The organism is Streptomyces sp. NPDC016562 (assembly GCF_043076955.1).
In the GTDB taxonomy this organism is placed as follows: domain Bacteria; phylum Actinomycetota; class Actinomycetes; order Streptomycetales; family Streptomycetaceae; genus Streptomyces.
The window spans coordinates 890872-911067 of record NZ_JBIBRZ010000002.1 but is presented as its reverse complement, the minus strand read 5'-3'; the positions used below and the strand labels follow the sequence as shown (position 1 = coordinate 911067).

At 72.4% G+C, this 20196-nt stretch carries 19 protein-coding genes and 2 pseudogenes; 13 read left to right on the top strand and 8 right to left on the bottom strand.

The genetic code is table 11. The features are described 5' to 3' along the window. Nucleotides 1–22 precede the first annotated feature (22 nt). Nucleotides 23–718 (bottom strand): substrate-binding domain-containing protein, encoded by a 696-nt coding sequence (locus ACF059_RS11935; protein ID WP_392054898.1) that lies wholly within the window; start codon nt 716–718, stop codon nt 23–25. 76 nt (nt 719–794) lie between these two features. Here ACF059_RS11935 and ACF059_RS11930 point away from each other — a divergent pair, with 76 nt between their 5' ends. The 7 genes from ACF059_RS11930 to ACF059_RS11900 all read left to right on the top strand — a co-directional run bounded on the left by ACF059_RS11930 (nt 795) and on the right by ACF059_RS11900 (nt 7929). Next, nucleotides 795–1562 carry an IclR family transcriptional regulator gene (locus tag ACF059_RS11930; protein ID WP_392054895.1) on the top strand — a complete coding sequence of 256 codons (768 nt, stop codon included), beginning with the start codon at nt 795–797 and terminating at the stop codon, nt 1560–1562. A gap of 114 nt (nt 1563–1676) precedes the next feature. Beyond that, nucleotides 1677–2888, top strand: a complete 1212-nt coding sequence (locus ACF059_RS11925; RefSeq protein WP_392054892.1) for a 4-hydroxybenzoate 3-monooxygenase — start codon at nt 1677–1679, stop codon at nt 2886–2888. A 24-nt stretch (nt 2889–2912) separates the two neighbouring features. After that, nucleotides 2913–3941 carry an amidohydrolase family protein gene (locus tag ACF059_RS11920; protein ID WP_392054889.1) on the top strand — a complete coding sequence of 343 codons (1029 nt, stop codon included), beginning with the start codon at nt 2913–2915 and terminating at the stop codon, nt 3939–3941. A gap of 56 nt (nt 3942–3997) precedes the next feature. Continuing rightward, nucleotides 3998–4687, top strand: coding sequence for a 4-carboxy-4-hydroxy-2-oxoadipate aldolase/oxaloacetate decarboxylase (gene ligK / locus ACF059_RS11915; RefSeq protein ID WP_392054887.1), 690 nt, complete (start codon nt 3998–4000; stop codon nt 4685–4687). A gap of 5 nt (nt 4688–4692) precedes the next feature. Beyond that, a complete protein-coding gene (locus ACF059_RS11910; RefSeq protein ID WP_392054884.1) occupies nt 4693–5619 on the top strand; it encodes an amidohydrolase family protein in 927 nt (308 codons plus the stop codon). A gap of 23 nt (nt 5620–5642) precedes the next feature. Next, the gene (gene ligA, locus ACF059_RS11905; protein WP_392054881.1) at nt 5643–6953 is read left to right on the top strand and encodes a protocatechuate 4,5-dioxygenase subunit alpha; all 1311 of its coding nucleotides are present in this window, start codon (nt 5643–5645) and stop codon (nt 6951–6953) included. Between the two features lies 1 nt (nt 6954). Continuing rightward, on the top strand, nt 6955–7929 hold the full coding sequence (locus tag ACF059_RS11900) for a Gfo/Idh/MocA family oxidoreductase (RefSeq protein WP_392054878.1): 975 nt from the start codon (nt 6955–6957) through the stop codon (nt 7927–7929). 73 nt (nt 7930–8002) lie between these two features. On the opposite strand, the pseudogene ACF059_RS11895 reads toward ACF059_RS11900, so the two are convergent. From ACF059_RS11895 to ACF059_RS11885, 3 genes and pseudogenes are all read right to left on the bottom strand, one after another. Beyond that, nucleotides 8003–8410: pseudogene (locus tag ACF059_RS11895) on the bottom strand (MaoC family dehydratase); the annotation flags it as partial. A 55-nt stretch (nt 8411–8465) separates the two neighbouring features. Then, nucleotides 8466–8594, bottom strand: a pseudogene (locus ACF059_RS11890) (AMP-binding protein); the annotation flags it as partial. A 137-nt stretch (nt 8595–8731) separates the two neighbouring features. Continuing rightward, nucleotides 8732–9442, bottom strand: coding sequence for a TetR/AcrR family transcriptional regulator (locus ACF059_RS11885; protein ID WP_392054875.1), 711 nt, complete (start codon nt 9440–9442; stop codon nt 8732–8734). 94 nt (nt 9443–9536) lie between these two features. Between ACF059_RS11885 and ACF059_RS11880 the strand changes: the two genes are divergently transcribed. After that, entirely contained in the window at nt 9537–11171 is a 1635-nt protein-coding gene (locus ACF059_RS11880; RefSeq protein WP_392054872.1) for an amidohydrolase, read from the top strand. Here ACF059_RS11880 and ACF059_RS11875 read toward each other — a convergent pair. Beyond that, entirely contained in the window at nt 11159–12229 is a 1071-nt protein-coding gene (locus ACF059_RS11875; protein WP_392054868.1) for a LacI family DNA-binding transcriptional regulator, read from the bottom strand. The two genes, ACF059_RS11880 and ACF059_RS11875, sit on opposite strands and share 13 nt — an antisense overlap. Before the next feature lie 131 nt (nt 12230–12360). Here ACF059_RS11875 and ACF059_RS11870 point away from each other — a divergent pair, with 131 nt between their 5' ends. From ACF059_RS11870 to ACF059_RS11850, 5 genes are read left to right on the top strand one after another with little or no spacing between them, the layout of a single operon-like run. Then, nucleotides 12361–13995, top strand: a complete 1635-nt coding sequence (locus ACF059_RS11870; protein ID WP_392054865.1) for an ABC transporter substrate-binding protein — start codon at nt 12361–12363, stop codon at nt 13993–13995. Beyond that, the gene (locus tag ACF059_RS11865) at nt 13992–14945 is read left to right on the top strand and encodes an ABC transporter permease (RefSeq protein WP_392054862.1); all 954 of its coding nucleotides are present in this window, start codon (nt 13992–13994) and stop codon (nt 14943–14945) included. Before ACF059_RS11870 ends, ACF059_RS11865 begins: the two co-directional genes overlap by 4 nt. Beyond that, entirely contained in the window at nt 14942–15820 is an 879-nt protein-coding gene (locus tag ACF059_RS11860) for an ABC transporter permease (RefSeq protein WP_392054859.1), read from the top strand. The genes ACF059_RS11865 and ACF059_RS11860 overlap by 4 nt, the downstream gene beginning before the upstream one ends. 53 nt (nt 15821–15873) lie before the next feature. Beyond that, nucleotides 15874–16884: an ABC transporter ATP-binding protein gene (locus tag ACF059_RS11855; RefSeq protein ID WP_392056634.1), complete on the top strand. Its 1011-nt coding sequence runs from the start codon at nt 15874–15876 to the stop codon at nt 16882–16884. Further along, the gene (locus ACF059_RS11850; protein ID WP_392054856.1) at nt 16881–17687 is read left to right on the top strand and encodes an ABC transporter ATP-binding protein; all 807 of its coding nucleotides are present in this window, start codon (nt 16881–16883) and stop codon (nt 17685–17687) included. The genes ACF059_RS11855 and ACF059_RS11850 overlap by 4 nt, the downstream gene beginning before the upstream one ends. A gap of 192 nt (nt 17688–17879) precedes the next feature. Here ACF059_RS11850 and ACF059_RS11845 read toward each other — a convergent pair whose 3' ends face one another. From ACF059_RS11845 to ACF059_RS11835, 3 genes are all read right to left on the bottom strand, one after another. Continuing rightward, nucleotides 17880–18194: a nuclear transport factor 2 family protein gene (locus tag ACF059_RS11845; protein ID WP_392054853.1), complete on the bottom strand. Its 315-nt coding sequence runs from the start codon at nt 18192–18194 to the stop codon at nt 17880–17882. A gap of 90 nt (nt 18195–18284) precedes the next feature. Continuing rightward, the gene (locus ACF059_RS11840) at nt 18285–19049 is read right to left on the bottom strand and encodes an SDR family oxidoreductase (protein WP_392054851.1); all 765 of its coding nucleotides are present in this window, start codon (nt 19047–19049) and stop codon (nt 18285–18287) included. Between the two features lie 157 nt (nt 19050–19206). Beyond that, a complete protein-coding gene (locus tag ACF059_RS11835) occupies nt 19207–20082 on the bottom strand; it encodes a helix-turn-helix domain-containing protein (protein WP_392054849.1) in 876 nt (291 codons plus the stop codon). Nucleotides 20083–20196 lie beyond the last annotated feature (114 nt).

Sequence of the window (20196 nt, the reverse complement as noted above, 5' to 3'; positions counted from 1 at the left end):
TGCCCCTGAGCCCCTGGGCCCTTCAAACCCCCGGAGCCCGCATGCCCCTGGCACGCGCGGCCCTGGAGCCCAGGTCGGAGCCGAGGAGATCGAGGACCTCAAGGGCGGGGCCCGGCTGGGAGGCGCCGGCCAGTACGCCGCCGCCGAAGGTCGAGTGTAGGGCGCTGTCCCCCGGCAGCGGTCCGGCGATGACCACGCCCGGCAGGTCCATCAGCTCGCTGTGCTGCTGGAACGCCACATCGGCCCGGCCCGAGAACAGCAGGCTTCCGGCCGGCACGCCCGGCGGTGCCTGGACGAGCCGGCCGGCGAGCGCGTCGGCGAGGCCCAGGCGGCCGATCAGGTCCAGCAGGGCCGTCCCGCTGGGACCCGTGGAGTAGGCGATGCTCTTCGCGGACCGCAGCAGGGCCCGCAGGTCGGATTCCGAGTCGAGCACCGGAACCGGTGAGCCCTCGGGTACGGCGGCGACGACCTGGGAGGTCCACAGCGCTCGGGCCGTGCCCGCCAGCAGGTGTCCCTCCTTCTCCAGCGCGGCCAGCGCTCCCTCCGCGAGCACGAGCAGATCGGCCCGGGCGCCCTCGCGCACGCGCCGCGCGATCTCGACGCCGCCGGCGGCCTCGAACCGCACGGTGAGTCCGTGCTCCAGCCGGATCTGCTCGGACAGCTCGGCCAGCAGCGGTCGTGTCGCCATCGAGGACAGGCCGGAGATCACCCTGTTCATGTCGCCTCCTTGGTGTCCGGCAGAGGGTACGGCGCTCGGTGGGGGCCGCTCAACGCCGGTTTGCGAGACTGCCCGCGTGAGCGAAACCCGGAGCACAGCAGCAGGAAAGGTCCTGGAGGTCCTCGCGGCCTTCGACCGCGAGCACCCCTCGCAGACCCTGTCGGAGATCGCCCAGCGCACCGGCCTGGCCCTGAGCACGACGCACCGGGTGGTCACCGAGCTGGCGGGATGGGGTGCGCTGGAGCGCGGCGAGGACGGGTCGTGGCACGTCGGGCTGCGGCTCTGGGAGATCGCCTCGGGATGCCCGCGCACCCAGATCCTGCGTGACGTGGCGCTGCCGTTCATGCAGGACCTCTACGAGGCGACGCACGAGAACGTCCAACTCGCGGTGCGCGAAGGCACGGAGCTCGTGTTCGTCGAGCGGATCGCCGGGCACCGGTCGGTGGAGCTGCTGACCACGGTGGGGACCCGTTTCCCGATCGGCTCCACCGGGATGGGGCGTGTCCTGCTGGCCCACGCGCCGGCCGACATCCAGGAGGAGGTCCTCGCCTCCCCTCTGCGGGCCTGGACCCCGCACACGGTCACCGACCCGAAGACGCTGCGGGCGCAGCTGGACCGGATCCGCCGCGAACAGGTCTTCGTCAGCGACCGGCAGCTCTCCGAGAGCACGGTCGCGGTGGCCGCCCCAGTACGGATCGGCCGCAACGGGCCGGTCAGCGCCACGCTGGGGATCGTGATCACGGCGCGCGGTGCGGGCCGTGTGCGCGGGCTGCGCGAACCGCTGCTGAGGGCGGCGTACGGGATCTCCGACGAGCTCGGCCGGCGTACCCGCCCCTCCGCCTGATCTCCTCGCCGGCGCCCCGGGCTTCCGCCTGGCGGAAACGCCCGAGACCGGCCGGTGCCGTGGGTGTCACCGTTCGACGTGTCCCGGAACGTTCACCGTTGCTCAGGAGATCCCATGGCCGACGCCGTCGTCGACACCGTTGCCTCGGTTCCCGTCGCAGTCATCGGCGCCGGCCCGGCGGGCCTGATGCTGGCGCACCGACTGGGCCGCGCCGGAGTCGACACGATCGTGCTCGACACCCGTACCCGCCGGGAGATCGAGACGACCCAGCGGGCCGGGATCCTGGAGGCCGATGCGGCCCGGGACCTCGTCGAGACCGGCGTCAGCGACCGGATCCTGCGCGAGGGCCACGAACACGAGGGCGTCGAGCTGCGGTTCGGCGGCCGGTCGCACCGCATCGACTTCGAGGACCTGGTCGGAGCGTCCGTCTGGCTCTACCCGCAGACCGAGGTGTTCGTCGACCTGGCCGACGCGCGCGAACGCGACGGCGGCGCCGTCCACTTCGGTGTCCGCGACACCGAGGTCCTCGACGTCACGACCACCGCTCCGCGCGTCCGGTACACCGCCGCCGACGGCTCGCGGCACGAGATCCGCGCGCGGTACGTGGTCGGCGCGGACGGATCGCGCAGCATGTGCCGCGACCTCGTGCCCGAGGACCGGCGCACGCGGTACGGCAAGGAGTACCCCTTCGCCTGGTTCGGCATCATGACCGAGGCGCCGGCGAGCGCGCCGGAGCTCGTCTACGCCCACTCCGCACACGGGTTCGCGCTCATCAGCCAGCGGACCGAGACCGTGCAGCGGATGTACTTCCAATGCTCCCCCGGCGAATCCGCCGACGCCTGGCCCGACGACCGCATCTGGGAGACGCTCCAGGCGCGGGTGGCCGGCGAGGACGGCTTCCGGCTCACGGAGGGTCCGGTCCTGGAGAAGACGGTGCTGCGGTTCCGCTCGTTCGTGCAGGAGCCGATGCGCTGGGGTGCGATGGCGCTCGCCGGCGACGCCGCCCACACCGTGCCGCCGACCGGCGCCCGCGGGCTCAACCTCGCGCTGCACGACGTGAAGGTGCTGACCGAGGTACTCCTGCGGGCGCTCGGACCGGCGGGCGCGGCCGCGCTCGACCACTACCAGCCGCGCGCCCTGCAACGGGTGTGGCGCGCGCAGAGCTTCTCCCACTGGATGACGCAGCTGCTGCACACCGCGCCGGGCGGCTCTGCCTTCGACCTGCGGCTCCAGCTCGGCGAGCTGGACAACGTGGTGGGCACCCGCGCCGGGCGCACCTATCTCGCGGAGCAGTACACCGGCTGGCCCGTCGGTTCCCAGGGCTGACCCGGACGACTCCCAGGAGACCTCATGATCATCGACTGTCACGGTCACTTCACCACGGCTCCGCCCCAGCTGGCGCGCTGGCGGGACCGGCAGGTCGCGGCCGTCGGCTCCCCCGCGGACGCACCCGACCCCGACGACCTGGTCATCACGGACGACGAGCTGCGGCAGGCGGTCGAGGGCAACCAGCTGCGGCTCATGGACGAACGCGGCAGCGACCTCACGGTCTTCTCCCCGCGGGCCAGCTTCATGGCCCACCACGTCGGCGACCTCCGGGTCTCCTCGACGTGGGCGCGGATCTGCAACGACCTCGTCCACCGCGTGAGCAGCCTCTACCCCGACCGGTTCGCGATGGGTGCGATGCTGCCCCAGTCCCCCGGCGCCGACCCGGGGACCTGCCTGCCGGAACTGCGCCGCGCGGTCGAGGAGCTGGGGGCGGTGAGCGTCAACCTCAACCCGGATCCGTCGGGCGGCAGATGGACCGCGCCGCCTCTGACGGACCGCAGCTGGTACCCGCTCTACGAGGCGATGGCCGCGTACGACATCCCCGCGATGATCCACGTCAGCACCTCCTGCAACCCCGCCTTCCACACCACCGGCGCGCACTACCTCAACGCGGACACCACGGCGTTCATGCAGCTGGTCCAGGGCGACCTGTTCGCCGACTTCCCGACCCTCCGGTTCGTCATCCCGCACGGCGGCGGCGCCGTCCCGTACCACTGGGGACGGTTCCGCGGCCTGGCGATGGCGCTCGGCAGGCCGGACCCGGAAGCGCTGCTCGACAACGTCTTCTTCGACACCTGCGTCTACCACCAGCCCGGCATCGACCTGCTGACCCGGGTGATCCCCAGCCGGTCCGTCCTCTTCGCCAGCGAGATGATCGGCGCGGTCCGCGACGTCGACCCGTGCACCGGTCACCACTTCGACGACACGAAGCGGTACGTGGACGCCACCGCGCACCTGACGGACGCGGAGCGCGCCGCCGTCTACGCGGGCAACGCCCTGCGGGTCTACCCCCGCCTCGCGGCCCGCCTCGCCGCGGCCGGCCGCCGCTGACCCACCGAACCACTGCCCCACCGAACCACTGCCTCACCCACCCAGGAGAAGGACACATGGAACACACCCGGCTCGGTGTCGTCCACACCGCGATCACCCGCGCCGACCCGCAGGACGTCGCCGCCCTGTCGGCGTTCGGCGTCGCGACCCTCCACGAGGCGATGGGCCGGGCCGGCCTGATGCGCCCCTACCTGCGCCCCGTCCACACCCGGGCCCGGCTCTGCGGCACGGCGGTGACCGTGCTGCTCCAGCCCGGCGACAACTGGATGCTGCACGTCGCCGCCGAGCAGATCCAGGAGGGCGACGTGGTGGTCGCGGCCTGCACGACGGAGAGCGAGGACGGCTTCTTCGGTGAACTGCTCGCCACCTCCTTCCGCGCACGCGGCTGCCGGGGCCTGGTCATCGACGGCGGCGTGCGCGACGTGGCCGAGCTGGAGGAGATGGACTTCCCCGTCTTCTCCCGGGCGGTCAACGCCAAGGGCACGGTCAAGGCCACCCTCGGCTCCGTCAACGTCCCGGTCGTCTGCGCCAACGCCCTCGTCCGGCCCGGCGACGTCGTCGCGGCGGACCGCGACGGCGTCGTGGTGGTGCCCCGCGAGCGGGCCGCCGAGGTCGCCGCCGCGGCGGCGCGGCGCGAGGCCGCCGAGGAGGGCAAGCGCGCCCGGTTCCGCGACGGCGAGCTCGGACTGGACCTGTACGGCATGCGCGCGCCGCTGGCCGCGCTCGGCCTGCGCTACGAGGACTGAGGACGATGACGGTGACGCCGCGTTTCGAGAAGACCCCCGGCTGGCTGGACTGGTACGCCGGTCCGAGCCGCCCCCGCTTCCGGCTGCCCGAGGGCGCCGTCGACGCGCACTGCCACGTCTTCGGGCCGGGCGCCGCGTTCCCGTACGCGCCGGAGCGGAAGTACACCCCCTGCGACGCGTCGAAGGACCAGCTCTTCGCGCTGCGCGACCACCTGGGCTTCGCCCGGAACATCGTGGTCCAGGCGACCTGCCACGGCGCCGACAACCGCGCGATGCTCGACGCCCTGCGGGCTTCGGGGGGCAGGGCCCGGGGCGTGGCGACGGTACGGCCCGACGTCTCCGACGAGGAGCTGCGCGAGCTGCACGAGGCGGGGGTGCGCGGCGTGCGGTTCAACTTCGTCAAGCGGCTCGTCGACGCGGCGCCGCGGCAGGACCTCTTGGACGTCGTCGGGCGGATCGCCCCGTACGGCTGGCACGTCGTCGTCTACTTCGAGGCCGCCGACCTGCCCGGCCTGCGGGAGTTCCTCCTGTCCGTACCGGCGCCGCTGGTCGTCGACCACATGGGCCGGCCGGACACCTCCGAGGACCCGGACGGCCCCGAGTTCGAGGCGTTCCTCGACTTCATGCGGGCCCGGCCCGACGTCTGGTGCAAGGTCACCTGCCCGGAGCGGCTGACGGTGAGCGGCCCGCCGGCCCTCGACGGCGAGCGGGCGGCGTACCGCGACGTCGTCCCGTTCGCCCGGCGCGTGGTCGGGGAGTTCCCCGACCGGGTGCTGTGGGGCACGGACTGGCCGCACCCGAACCTGGTCTCCCACATGCCCGACGACGGTCTGCTCGTCGACTTCATCCCGCACATCGCACCGTCGCCGGACCTGCAACACAGGCTCCTCGTCGCGAACCCCATGCGCCTGTACTGGCCGGACGCCGGCTGACCCGCCCACGGCCGGAGGCCACCATGTCACTGGACAAGACCTACAAGCTGGTGCCGGGCACCACGATCTTCGACACCGAACAGTCCGCCAAGGGCTACCACCTCAACCAGTTCTGCATGTCGCTGATGACGGCGGAGAACCGCGCGCTGTACCTCGCCGACGAGCGCGCCTACCTGGACGCGTGGCCGCTGCGGGAGGAACAGAAGCGGGCGCTGCTCGACCGCGACCTCAACGCCGCCATGGACGAGGGCGGGAACATCTACTTCCTCGCCAAGTGGGGTGCCACGCTGGGCCTTTCGTTCCAGCAGATGGCGGGCTCGATGACCGGGATGACCGAGGCGGAGTACCGCGCCATGATGGTCGGCGGCGGCCGCTCCGTCGACGGCAACCGCATCGACCACGCCGTCCTGGAGGCCGCGCACGCCCGCCAGGCGCCGCCCGCCGAGCACGCCACCGTCACCGGCGCGGTCTTCACCTCCCACGTCCCGGCCATCGGCGCCGCGATGGACCACGGCAAGACCGAAGAGCCGTACTGGAGGCCCGTCTTCGACGGGTACGCGTTCTCCAAGGAGTGGGAGCGGGACAACCTGCCCGATGTGATCTTCCTGGTCTACAACGACCACGCGTCCGCCTTCGACCTGAAGTTGATCCCGACGTTCGTCCTCGGCACCGGCGCGGCCTACGCCACCGCCGACGAGGGGTACGGGCCCCGCCCCGTCCCCGGCATCGAGGGCGACCCCGACCTGGCCGCGCACATCGCGCACTCGCTCATCAGGGACGACTTCGACCTCACGCTCGCCAACGAGATGAGCGTCGACCACGGCCTGACCGTGCCGTTGTCGCTGCTGTTCGGGGACGTCGAGAGGTGGCCGTGCAAGGTCATCCCCTTCCACGTCAACGTGGTGCAGTACCCGGTGCCCTCGGGCGCCCGGTGCTTCCGGCTCGGTCAGGCGCTGCGCAAGGCGATCGAGTCGTACGACAGGCCGCTGAAGGTCCAGGTGTGGGGCACCGGCGGCATGAGCCACCAGCTCCAGGGACCGCGCGCCGGTCTGATCAACCGGGAGTGGGACAACGCCTTCCTCGACCGGCTGATCGCCGACCCGGCCGGCCTGGCGCAGGTCCCGCACCTGGAGTACGTCGAGGAAGCCGGCTCGGAGGGCATCGAGCTGGTGATGTGGCTGATCGCCCGCGGGGCGATGAGCGACGTGGACGGCTCCGGGCGGGTCGAGGTCGCACACCGCTTCTACCACGTGCCGGCGTCCAACACGGCCGTCGGCCATCTGATCCTCGAGAACCACCCGCGGGCCCAGGAGCCCGCCGAAGGAGTGAACTGACATGGCCGACGACCGAACCCTCAGGATCGCCCTGGCCGGAGGCGGCGCCTTCGGTGCCAAGCACGCGGCCGCGCTCCGGCGCATCGAGGGCGTGGAGGTGGCCGCCGTCGTGAGCAGCAGTCTCGACCGCGCGCAGAAGTTCGCCGCGGAGCAGGGCGTGGGGCGCGCCGTCGCCTCCCTCGACGAGGTGCTGGCGATGGACGACGTCGACGCCGTCATCCTCGCTACCCCCACGCAGCTGCACGCCGCGCAGACGCTGGCCTGCCTCGAAGCGGGCAAGCACGTCCAGGTCGAGATCCCGCTCGCCGACTCGCTCGCGGACGCCGAGGCGTGCCTGGAGGCGCAGCAGCGCACGGGGCTCGTCGCGATGGCGGGCCACACCCGCCGCTTCAACCCCAGCCACCAGTGGGTACACCGGCGGATCGAGGCGGGCGAGTTCGCCGTCCAGCAGATGGACGTGCAGACGTACTTCTTCCGCCGGAAGAACCTCAACGCGCTGGGCGAGCCGCGCTCCTGGACCGACCACCTGCTGTGGCACCACGCCGCGCACACCGTCGACCTCTTCGCCTACCAGACCGGCTCGCCGATCGTGCAGGCCAACGCCGTACAAGGCCCGCTCCACCCCGAGTTGGGCATCGCGATGGACATGTCGGTCCAGCTGCGCGCGGCGAACGGCGCCATCTGCACCCTGTCGCTGTCGTTCAACAACGACGGTCCGCTCGGTACGTTCTTCCGCTACATCGGCGACACCGGCACCTACCTCGCCCGCTACGACGACCTCACCACCGGCAAGGACGAGCCGATCGACGTCAGCGGCGTCGACGTGTCGATGGACGGCATCGAGCTCCAGGACCGCGAGTTCATCGCCGCCGTCCGCGAGGGCCGCGAGCCGAACTCCTCCCTCGCCCAGGTCATGCCCTGCTACCGGACGCTGGCGGCCCTGGAGGCACAGCTCGCCGCGGCCCCGGGCGCGTAGGCGCGGCGGGGACACGACAGAAGGGGCTCATCGCGCAGGCCGGCGGGGTGAGCCCCTTCTGTCGTGGGGCGGGTCAGGCGTAGTGGCGGTAGAGCGCCTCGGCGACGCAGGCCGGCTTGTCACCGCCCTCGATCTCGACGGTGAAGGTGACCGGCATCTGCACGCCGTTGCCCTTGACCGCCTCGACCGTGCCGACGACGCCGTGGAGACGGATCCTCGCGCCGACGCGGACGGGGGCGGGGAAGCGGACCTTGTCCAGGCCGTAGTTGACGCTCAACTTCGTGCCGGTGATGCCGAGCAGCTCGCCGAAGAGCGGGATGATCAGGGAGAGGGTGAGGTAGCCGTGGGCGATGGGGCCGCCGAAGGGCCCGTCCGCGGCCTTCTGCGGGTCGGTGTGGATCCGCTGGTGGTCGTCGGTGGCGTCGGCGAAGGTGTTCACCCGGTCCTGGGTGACCTCCAGCCACTCGGTGCGGCCGAGGTCCCTTGAGGAGGGTGGGCAGGCAGGTCATGTTGAGGGCGCCGGTGTGGAACAGCGGGGCCACCACCAGGGTGACCTCCTCGGCGGTGAGATCGGTGTCGACGAGGACGTTGACGCTGTTCCAGACGATGTTGCCGTGGGAGAGGACGGCTCCCTTGGGGCGGCCGGTGGTCCTGGAGGTGTACATGATCACGCACGGGTCCTCGGGGCGCACCGCCACGTCCAGGGCCACGTCCAGGGCCTCGTCCGTGACGCCGGCCGGGGCGCCGGCCGGCAACTCCTCGTACCCGTACGCGACGAGCCCCCGCCCGGGGCGGACCGGTCTCAGCCCTCGGCCGCCGCCGGCCGCATCGCCGCCAGCGCGCTCAGCGTCAGCTCCAGGGCGAACGGGTAGCCGCTGCCTCGCATGTCGGCGGCGAGCAGCGGGAACACCGCGGCGATGTGCGGATGCGTGTCGGCCGACAGCCTGCCGTAGACCGCGTTCCAGACCGCCTCGTCCGCCTCCCGCGCGGCCTTCGGCAGCGCGAGCGCGGCGGCGTCCTGGGCGGCGAACGCCAGCGCCTGGTCGACGAACGCGTGGTAGGCGCGGACGGCGAGCGGGTCGGGGAAGCCCGCCGAGCGCAGGATGCCGACGATCCGCTCGACGGCCCGGGTCTCGTGGAGGCGTCCCGTGGTCCGGTAGGCGCCGAGGACGGCGGCCTGCGGGTGGGACAGGTAGCAGGCGTGGATCCGCAGGCCCATCGACCGCAGGTCCTCCCGCCAGTCCCCGGTCGCCTCCCAGCCCTCCTGGGCCCTGCCGATCAGTTCGTCCGCGAGGGCGAGGAGCAGGGCGTCGGTGTTGCGGAAGTAGCGGTAGAGCGCGCTCGGGTCGGCGCCGAGCGCGGCGCCCAGCCTCCGTACGGAGAGCGCTTCGGCGCCGTGCTGGGCCACCAGACGCAGCGCCGTCTCGACGATGAGCTGCTCCGAGAGGACGGCCCCCTGCTTGGTGGGTCTGCGGCGCCGGCGTCCGCCTTCGGGGATGACACGTTCGGACATGGCCGGGACGTTACGTCAACACCATTGACGTGTAAAGGGCCTTGCCGCTTCCATGGCGCCCACCCCCCGTCGCCTCACGCTCTGGAGCTTTCGAATGGCCGAAGCCGATCTGGTCTTCACCCGCGGCCCCGTCTACACGGTGGACCCGGCCCGCACCCGGGCGACCTCGCTCGCCGTCATCGGCGACCGGATCGCGGCCGTCGGCCACGACGAGGTACGGGACCTCGTGGGGCCCGGCACCGAGGTGGTCGACCTGACGGGGAAGCTGCTGCTCCCCGGCTTCCAGGACGCCCACATGCACCCGGTCTTCGCCGGGGCGGAACTGGCCGAGTGCGATCTGACCGAGACCGTCGGCGTGGAGGACTACCTCGCCCTGGTCCGCGCGTACGCGGACGCGCACCCCGACCGCGAGTGGATCACCGGCGGCGGCTGGTCGATGGAGAGCTTCGAGGGCGGACTGCCGACCCGGCACCTGCTCGACTCCGTCGTCCCGGACCGCCCGGTCCTGCTGTCCAACCGGGACCACCACGGCGCCTGGGCCAACACCCGGGCCCTGGAACTCGCCGGGCTCACGGCCGCCACCCCCGATCCCGCCGACGGCCGGATCGAACGCGAGCCGGACGGCACTCCCAGCGGGATGCTCCAGGAGGGCGCCACCTCGCTGGTCGGCCGGCTGCTGCCGACGAGCACGCCCGCGGAACTCCTCGCCGGGCTGCTCCGGGCCCAGGAGCTGCTGCACTCCCTCGGCGTCACGGGCTGGCAGGACGCCATGCTCGGCGACCTCAACGGCCGGCCCGACCCCTCGGACGCGTACATGAGCGCCGCGGCCGACGGCTCGCTCACCGCCCGCGTGACCGGGGCGCTCTGGTGGGACCGGGCACGGGGCGCCGAGCAGATCCCCGAACTGGTGGCCCGCCGCGAGAAGCTGCGGGCCGGACGGTTCCGCGCCACCTCGGTGAAGATCATGCAGGACGGTGTCGCGGAGAACTTCACCGCCGCCATGACCTCCCCCTATCTGGACGGCTGCGGCTGCGCCACCGGCAACAGCGGCCTGAGTTTCGTCGAGCCCGGCGCGCTGCGCGGATACGTGACGGAGCTCGACGCGCTCGGCTTCCAGGTGCACTTCCACGCCCTCGGCGACCGGGCCGTACGCGAGGCCCTGGACGCGATCGAGTCGGCGGTGGCGGCCAACGGACACCGCGGCAACCGGCACCACCTCGCGCACCTCCAGGTCGTCCACCCCGAGGACCTCTCCCGCTTCGCCCGGCTCGGCGCCCTGGCCAACATCCAGCCCCTGTGGGCGGCCCACGAGCCCCAGATGGACGATCTGACCATCCCGTTCCTGGGTCCGGAGCGCGCCGCCTGGCAGTACCCGTTCGGCGACCTGGTGCGCGCGGGCGCGACCCTCGTCGCGGGCAGCGACTGGCCGGTGAGCAGCCCCGATCCGCTGGCGGGCCTGCACGTGGCCGTGAACCGCCGGGAGCCCGAGGCCGGCCACGACCGGGTCTTCTACCCCGAGCAGCGGCTCGACCTGCCGACCGCGCTGGCCGCCTACACCGCCGGGGCCGCCCATGTGAACGGCCACGACGACGCGGGCAGCCTGCGGGCCGGCAATCTCGCCGACCTCGTCGTCCTGGACCGCGACATCCTGACGGCGCCCGCGGAGGAGATCGCGCAGGCCCGGGTGGAGCGGACCTATGTCGGCGGCCGTCTCGTCTACGCGGGCTGAGCCGGCCGCACCGATGACGCCCGAACGTCGAGACGGGTCGGGACGAGCACCCCCGCCGTCCCCCGGTCGCCGTGTTCCAGGACCGCCACGAGCCTTTCGATCCCCGCCTCCGCGATCGCCTCGGGCCGCAGGCTCAGGGTGGTCACGGGCGGCGCGGTGTGCTCGGCGGTGACGTCCTCGCTCACACAGACGAGGAGCAGGTCGCCGGGGACCTCGTAGCCGAGGCGGCGTGCCGCGTCCAGGACGAGCGGCGGGCTCGCCTCGGCCACGACGAGGAGGGCGTCGGGCCGCGCCGAACCGGCCGCCGGATCACCCGCGAGGGCGGTCTCGACGGCCCGTACGACGGGCCCGTTGCCCGGCGCCGGGGCGCGTACCACCCGTTCCGGCAGGCCGTGGGCGGCGCACCACTCCCGGTGCGCGGCGAACACCTCGGTGTGGAACCGGGTGGTGCTGTCCGGCACCACGAGGACGGGCCGTCGGGCCCCCTGCTCCCGCAGGTGGTCGAGGGCTCCGCGCACGGCGCCGCCCGCGTCCACGTCCACCCAGTACGCGCCTGGCCGTCCCTCGACGGAGCGGTCGCTGAACACGGGGATGCGGGCGGCGAGGAGGTCCTCGACGACCGGGTCGTCGGCGACGGGGTCGGCGACGACCACCGCGTCGAGGGCCAGATCGGCCCACTCGCTCTGCAGGGACCCGGCGGGCAGCAGCACCATGGCGTAGCCGCGTCGCAGCGACGTCGCCGCGGTGGCCGCGGTCAGCCGGGCGAAGTACGGCGACTCCAGGAAGGTCCAAGGGGCGTCGGCGAACTCCCCGACCACGTACCCGATCAGTCTGGCCCGTCCCGCGCGCAGCCGGCGCGCGGTGGCGTTGGGCCGGTAGCCCATTCTGCGCGCGGTCTCGCGGGCCCTCTCCCGGACTTCGGGAGAGAGCCTTCCGGTGCCGTTCAGTGCCGCCGAGACGGTCGTCTTGGACAGGCCCGCCTCGCGGGCCACGTCGACGAGGCGCACGCGTGGGAGGGGCGGCGAGGGCTGCCCGCCGTGCGGGGAGGCTTCGGTCATGCGACCGATGCTGCCACCCTCGCGACCTTTGCAAAACCGTTCCCGCACGGCCTTGTGCGGGAACGTTCCCGCATCAATACTCGCTCCATCCCACAGCGCCCGTCACTACACCCGTAAAGGGGTGGGTCTGCATGCGCATGTCCCGAAGCATGGCGTTTCTCCTCTGCGCCGCCGCCCTCGCGGCCACCACCGGTGCCTGTTCCGGCGCCACCACGCCCCGGTCCGCCGGCGGCGCCGACTACAAGGTCGCTCCGCTCTCCCCGGCCGCCCAGGGCCCGCTGGACTCCTTCACCTGGTCCCTGTACGCCGAGCCGTACACGCTCGACTACGCCCTCGCGTACGACTATCCGCCGAACACCGTGCTCGCCAACGTGTGCGAGCAGCTCATGCGGGTCACGCCCGACATGAGGATCGAGCCGGGCCTCGCGGTGAAGTACGACCGCCCCGACCCGCTCACGCTGGTCTACACCCTGCGCCCCGGCGTGAAGTTCCACGACGGCGCGACCATGACGGCCGACGACGTGGTCGCCTCGCTCCAGCGCCAGATGGCCCCGGAAACCGGCTCCCCCTGGGCGTCGGCGTTCAAGAACGTCCGCGCCGTGGAGAAGACCGGACCGCTGGAGGTGACGCTCCGGCTCAGCAAGCCCGACGTCCTGCTCCACGAGCTGATGGCCGCCTCCCCCGGCACCGTCGAGAGCGCCGCCACCCTCGCCCAGGCGGGCAAGGACTACGGCACCCCCGCGGGCAAGGTCAACTGCACCGGCCCGTACGCCCTCGACACGTGGACCCAGGGCAGCGAGATCACCCTGAAGAAGCACGACGCCTACTGGGACCCCCAGCTCGCCCCCCGGACCGCCGCCGTGAAGTTCACCTTCATCGAGGACCCGGCGGCCCGCACCAACGCCTTCCTCTCCGGCAGCGCCGACGGCGGGTACATGGTGGCCCCCGCGACGCTCGGCCAGCTGCGCTCCAGCGGCAAGGGCAGCGTCCTCTTCGGCCCCAACACCGCCGCGTCGAACCTGGCCGTGCTCGACTTCACAGGGCCGCTCGGCGACGTGAAGGTGCGCGAGGCCCTCTCCCTGGCGCTCGACCGGAAGAACATCATCAAGGCCGCGGCCGGCGGCGTCGGCGTCCCCGCCAAGGCCCCCGCCGCGCGCGGCGCGTGGGCGCTGGCCCCGGAGAAGACCGCCGCGCTCTACGACACCCAGCCCGATCCCCGTTACGACCTCGACGCCGCGAAGAAGCTCGTCCAGGAGTCCGGCGCCGCCGGCCGCAAGATCACCCTGGTCACCAGCACGCTCGCCCCCGAGATCAGCGTCGTCGCCACCGCCGTGCAGGCCGCCGGCCGGGACATCGGCCTCGACGTCGAGCTGAAGTCGGTGCCCCCGGAGGCGTACAGCAGCATCTTCGTCGACCCCGCCGCACGCGCCGGCCTGGACCTGGTCATCACCAACGGCTACGACAACACTCCGGACCCGCTGGAGTTCTACCAGTACCTGCGCACCGGCGACTTCGGGAACTACGGCAACTGGTCGAACGCCGAGTTCGACGCCGCCTTCGACCGGGCCAACGCCGAACCCGACGCGGGCCGGCGCGCGGAGCTGACGGCCGAACTCCAGAGGATCGCGATGCGCGAGCTGCCGGTCATCCCCGTCTACGAGGCGCCCTACGTGGTCTTCCTCGGCAAGCGCGTGACCGGCGCCCCGACCGGGATCGCCCAGCTGTACTACCCGTGGGCCGCCACGATCGGGGCCGCGGCGAAATGACGCGCTACCTCGCCGGACGCGTCCTCGGGCTGGTGGCCGTGCTGTTCGTGACCTCCCTCGTGGTCTTCGGCAGCATCCACCTGGCCCCCGGCGACCCGGTGTCCTTCCTGCTCCACGGGCGCCCCGCGACCCCCGAGGCCGTGGCGGCGCTGCGGGCCCAGTACCACCTGGACGACCCGCTGACCGTGCAGTACGCCCAGTGGCTCGGCGGCGTCCTGCAGGGCGACTTCGGCAGTTCCGCCCAGTTCCACCAGGACGTCTCCGCGCTCATCGGCTCCCGGCTGCCCGGCACCGCCCTGCTCGTGGGGTACGCGGCGCTGCTCGTCGCCGTCCTCGGCATGGCGGCGGGCGTCCTCGCCGCGCTGCGGCCCGGGCCGCTGGACCGCGCGGTGCTCCTCGGCAGCGGCCTCGCCACGGCCACCCCGTCCTTCGTGACCGCGATCGCGCTCGTGTCGCTGTTCTCCGTCCAGCTGGGCTGGTTCCCCGGCCCCGGCGGCACACCCGTAGGCCTCCCCGAGCGGCTGTACCACCTGACGCTGCCGGCCATCGCCCTGGCGCTGACCTTCGCGGGGCTGCTCGCCCGGGTCACCCGGTCGGCGATGCTCGACGAACTCGGCCGGGAACACGTCGAGGTGGCACGCGCCCGCGGCGTCCCGGGGCGGACCGTGGTCCGCCGCCACGTCCTGCGCAACGCGCTCGGCCCGGTCGTCACCGTCGGCGGCACGATGCTCGCCGGACTCCTCATCAGCACCTCGATCGTCGAGACCGCCTTCGACGTGCCCGGCCTCGGCTCCCTGCTCGTCCAGTCGGTCACCGCCAAGGACTTCGCCGTCGTGCAGGCGATCACCCTCCTCAGTGTGGGCGCCTTCGTCCTCGTCAACCTCGCGGTCGACCTGCTCGCACCCCTCATCGACCCCCGGCTGTCGCTCCACGGGGAAGGCCCCTCATGACCACCACCGCACCCGCGGAGCCCGCCGTCCTGCGCCGCAGGCCCGGGCTGCGCCCCCTGCGCCTCTTCGCACAGGGGCCGTTGTTCACCGCCTCGGTCGCGGTGCTCGCCGTCCTCGTCCTGACCGCCGTGCTCGCGCCCGTCCTGGCGCCGTACGACCCCGAGGCCGTCGACCTCGCGGCGAGCCTGGCCGGGACCACCGGCGAACACCTCCTCGGCACCGACCAGTCCGGGCGGGACATCCTGTCGCGCCTGATGCACGGGGCCCTCACCGGACTGCTCGGCCCGCTGCTCGTCGTCGGCGTCTCCACCCTGGCCGGCACCCTGCTCGGCGTGGTGGCGGCCTGGCGCGGCGGCTGGGCGGACTCGTTCCTGTCCCGCTCGATGGACATCGCCTTCGCGATCCCCGGCCTCCTGCTCGCCATCCTGCTCGTCTCCGTCGTCGGCTCGGGCATGACCGCGCCCGTAATCGCGATGGCGGTGGCCTACACCCCGTACGTGGGCCGCCTGGTCCGCGGCATCGCACGCCAGGAGAAGGCCCGCCCGTACATCGAGTCCTACCGGGTGCAGGGCTGGTCCGGCTGGACCGTCTGCCTGCGCCACCTGCTGCCCAACATCGCCCCCACCGTCTTCGCCCAGTCCGCGATGAACTTCGGGTACGCGCTGATGGACCTGGCGGCGCTCTCCTACCTGGGCTTCGGCGTGCAGCCGCCGACCGCCGACTGGGGCGCGATGATCAACGAGGGCCAGTCGGCCGTCCAGCAGGGGGCGATGCTGCCCGCCCTCGCGCCCTCGGCGTGCATCGTGCTCGCGGTGGTGGCGTTCGGCATCGTCGGCGAGGGCCTCGCCGACCGGATCGCGAGGCGGAAGCGGTGAACCGCGTGAAGGAACAACGGGAACAACGGGAACAACGGGAACGCCGGGCCCAGATGGCCCAGGTGGACGCGACGGGGATCCCGGCCGACGGGGGCGTGTCTGCGGTCCTGGAGATCGAAGGGCTCGGGGTCAGCCTGACCGGCGACCGGGCCGCGCGCCCGATCCTGGACGGAGTCAGCCTGCGGGTACGCGCGGGAGAGAGCGTCGGCCTCGTCGGCGAATCGGGCTCCGGCAAATCGGTGGCCTGCCGCAGCGTCCTCGGGCTGCTGCCCGCCGGCGCACGCACCAGCGGGGAGGTCCGGGTCGCAGGCCGGGACGTCCTCACCATGAACCGCGCCGAGCTGACCGGGCTCCGGGCCCGGGAGGTCGCCATGGTCTACCAGGACCCGCGCGCCTCCGTGAACCCGCTGCGCCGCGTCGGCGACTTCCTCACGGAAGGGCTGCGCGCGGCCGGAACCCCGCCCGCCACGGCGACCGCGCGGGCCCTCGAACTCCTCGACGCGGTCGGTATCCGCGACCCGCGCGGCGCCCTGCGCCGCCGCCCGCACGAGTTCTCCGGTGGGATGCTCCAACGGGTCGTCATCGCCGCCGCGCTCGCGGCCGAACCCGCGCTGATCGTCGCCGACGAGCCGACCACCGCCCTGGACGTCACGACCCAGGCGGAGATCGTCGACCTCCTCACCCGGCTGCGCGCCGAGCGCGGCACCGGCCTGCTCTTCGTCACCCACGACCTCGAACTGGCCGCCACCGTCTGCGACCGGGTGTACGTGATGTACGCGGGCCGGATCGTGGAGACGCGCGGTACCGACGAGCTGTTCGACCGCCCGCGGCACCCGTACACCGCGGGGCTGCTCGCCTGCACGCCGAGCATCGAAGCGGGCGCGCCCGCTCCCCGCCCCATCCCCGGGCGACCCGTCTCCCTGGCCGAGGCCCCGCCGGGCTGCGCCTTCACCGCGCGCTGCGCCCACGCGCTGCCGCGCTGCTCCGAGGAGAAGCCCGTACTCACCCGGCACGGCGACGGACTCGCCGCCTGCCACCGCGCCGACGAAGGGATCACGCTGTGACGGCCTCAGTGCACGCGGAACCGGCAGCCGAGGGACTGGTCGTCGAGGGTCTGCGGAAACAGTACGGCGACCACACGGCGGTGGACGACGTGTCGTTCTCCCTGGCGCCCGGGGCCTGCCTCGCGATCGTCGGCGAGTCGGGCAGCGGCAAGACCACCACGGTGCGGATGCTCGTCGGCCTGGAGCGCCCGGACGGCGGGACCGTCCGCCTGGACGGGCGGGACCGCTCCACGCGGCCGCGGCGGCGGGCGGAACGGCTGGCCAGGGCCCGGGAGATCCAGATGGTCTTCCAGGATCCGTACCTCTCGCTCGATCCCCGGGTGACCGTCTCCGGATGCCTGGACGAGGTGCTGCGCCTGCACACGGCTCTCGACGCGCCGGGCCGCGGCGCGCGGGTCGCCCAACTCCTGGACCAAGTCGGCCTCGGCACGCGCGAGGCCGCCGCCCTCCCCCGCGACCTCTCCGGCGGCCAGCGGCAGCGCGTGGCGATCGCCCGCGCCCTCGCCGTGGAGCCCCGCGTCCTCGTCCTCGACGAGGCCGTCGCCGCACTCGACGTGTCGATCCAGGCCCAGATACTCGAACTCCTCGCCCAGATCCGCAGCGCCTCGGGGATCGGCTACCTCTTCGTCACGCACGACTTGGCGGTGGTCCGGCACATCGCCGACGAGGTCCTCGTGCTCAAGTCCGGTCAGGTCGTGGAGACGGGCCCGACCTCCAGGGTCCTGGAGGCTCCACAACACCCGTACACCCGCCTCCTCTTGGACTCGGTCCCCCGCCGCGACCGGTTCCCCGCAGCCCACTGACAGGTCGTCTCCCAATGCCCAGATGGGCCGCGTTATCGCGGCGAAGAATCCGGTGGTGCGCTGCTTCTCGTCGGGGAGGCGGGCGATCATCGGCCGGTGCCACGCGCTGACGTGGAGGATGACGGGCTCATGAGCGTGTGGTGTTTCTGCGGTCCCTGAAAGGGGCGTCCCATGCCGGTGCAGTGCCCTGGTTCAGGCTTGTCCGGTTTCGAAGCGGCTGACCTTGCCGCCGGTGACGGTGAAGGTCCACCGGGTGCGCATGCTTCCCCAGGCGGAGTTGGTGTAGGTCACGGTGAGGGTGCGGCCGTCGGCGGAGACGCTCTCCACGTCCATGCGGCCGTTCGAGGAGAAGATCTCCTTCTCGGCCCAGGAGGACAGTTCGCGGTCGGTGCCGTCGTCGGACATCGTGGCGTCTGGGGTGAGGGCGGCGAAGAAGGCGTCCTTGTCGCCGGTGTTGACGGCGGCGACGAAAGCGGCCACGGCAGGGTCGGTGAGCTGAGCGGTCATGAGGTTGCCTCCGCGTGGATGGGTGTGCCCAGGGCGCGGGCGGCCCGGCGGATGGCCGATGACGCGGTGCGTCCGCCGGGCCGGGGCTGGTCAGCGGGTGGTGTAGCCGCCGTTGAGGAAGAGGGTCTGGCCGTTGGCCCACCAGCCGTCGGTCAGCAGGTGGCGCACCCACGGAACGATGTCCTCGATCTTGGTTAGGTCGCCGTTCATCGCGGAGGACTTGTGGTAGGCGACGGAGTCGTCGTCCTCCGCGGGGTAGAAGAACGAGGTGTCCATCGGTCCGGGAGCGATGTTGTTGACCGCGATGTTCCGGCCGAACAGTTCCTTCGACAGCGCGCGGGTGAAGTGCTCGACCGGGGCCTTGCTGCCCGCGTAGGAGGAGTACAGGCCGGTGTAGGCGGCGAGGAGGGACGTGACGATCGTGACGATCTTCCCGCCGTCCTCGATCCGGCGGGCCGCTTCCCGCATCACGAAGAACGCGGCCTTGGAGTTGACCGCGAACATGCGGTCGTACTCCTCCTCCGTGATCTCGGTCAGCGGCTTCTTCAGCACCATGCCTGCGGTGTTGACGCTGTAGTCGAGCTTCCCGAACGTGTTCAGGACCTCGTCGAAGACCCGCTCCACCTCGGCGACCTTCGTCAGGTCACCCTGGATCGCGACCGCCTTGCCCGGGCCGTTGTTGATCTGCGCGACGACATCCTCGGCCTTGGCCCGGGAGGAGTCGCTGTTGTAGTGCACCGCGACCCAGGCGCCCTCCGCACCGAGCGTGGTGCTGATGAGCCCGCCGAGGTTGCGGGACGCGCCGCCGACGAAGGCGACCTTGCCGTTGAGCGTCTTGTCCGGGGTCCTGACCATGACGGCCTCCTGCGGTGTACCGAACGGGGAAGGCGCGGCCCCGGCGGACGCCGAGGGCCAGGCCACGTGCCACATAGGATCACCGCAGCGAGACGCGTGCATCTTGAACGATCCGATCAGCGGTGGAACAAACCGCTCACGACATCCCGCGGACCCCTCAGCGCCCGCCGTCTCCGTCCCGCAGTATCTGCGGCGTGGCACCCTCGTGGCGCCGCATCAACCGCGTCAGATGGCTCTGGTCGGCGAACCCCGCCTCCGCCGCGATCTCCGCGATCGGCCTGCCGGTGTGAATGAGTTCGCGCCGGGCATGTTCGAGGCGCTTCTGCATCACGTACTGGTGCGGGGACTTCCCGGTCGAGACCTTGAAGACACGGGTGAAGTGGGACTCGCTCACCCCCGCCACGGTGGCCAGATCCGCCAGCGTGACCCGCTGGGACAGATTGGCGTGGATGAAGTCCACCACCTGGGCCAGCCGGCGGGGCGCCAGCCCACCCTCACGGGCCGGCGTCACGCCGCCTTCGCCCGCGTTGCGCAGCATCACCGCCGCAGCGGCCTGCACCAGCGACTGCGCATACAGCGCGTCCGCGGGGCCGGGACCCGCGTACTGCGCCACCAGCCGCTCCAGCAGCATCCCAAGCAGCGGATCCGTGAAGTGGAACTGCGGGACGATCTCGACGTGGCCCGTGGCCCCGCCCTCTGCCGCCAGCTTCTCCAGCCACACCGGATCGATGCCGAGCAGCAACAGCTCCACCTCGTCCTGCCAGCGGGGCCGCGACGCCCATCCGGCCGGGTTGATCAGTGCCTGTCCGGCATGGAAACGCTCCCGACGTGCCGTCCCGTCTGCCGACCAGCGCAGATTTGCCGACCGGCCGGTATGGACCACGAGCACGTGCACCGACGGGCCGACCGGCAACGGCACCACGTCCGAGACCCCCGCAGCACGCTCCACCGCCCGCTCCACCACCGCATGGGCGAGATCGGACCCGCTGGTGGACAGGCACCGCAGGTGAGGCTTGATGTGCGAGACGTTCACCCCACCAGTATCGGGCTTCAAGGAGGCAACGGCCTGGTGCCCACCGGAGTCCATTCTGAAACGATCAGTAAGGCACCCCGGTCGAGGAGTCGAGGAGGGGAGGGGCGAGGAACA